This window comes from Gilvimarinus sp. 1_MG-2023, assembly GCF_030548285.1.
Genome location: NZ_JAUOSC010001584.1, coordinates 1 through 241 on the forward strand (window position 1 = coordinate 1; position 241 = coordinate 241).

Sequence of the window (241 nt, forward strand, 5' to 3'; positions counted from 1 at the left end):
ATGCCGCCTTGTCGGCACTGAGTACTCACCCGGCGGCAACCCTCGGTTTACACTCCGGGTTTGCATAAGGCCAACGCTTTAATGCCAGCCTGATCAACCCGGAACAAACCGATGCATACGGTCGCAGCGGGCAAGTGATCGCTACCTTTGTGGATGGCTTCAAGGTCTACCAACAACCATCCTGAGTTCTCTCTCTGGCACTGATCACACAGTGCCTGCGCTCCGGTTTCAGCCTCTGTAT

The 241-nt window shown here is 55.6% G+C and carries 1 protein-coding gene; it reads right to left on the minus strand.

Annotated elements, in window-relative coordinates; all coding sequences use genetic code 11:
• Positions 1 to 47: 47 nt before the first annotated feature.
• The coding region (locus Q4563_RS22140; RefSeq protein WP_303606071.1) for a hypothetical protein at positions 48 to 241 on the minus strand (194 nt) is incomplete at its 5' end.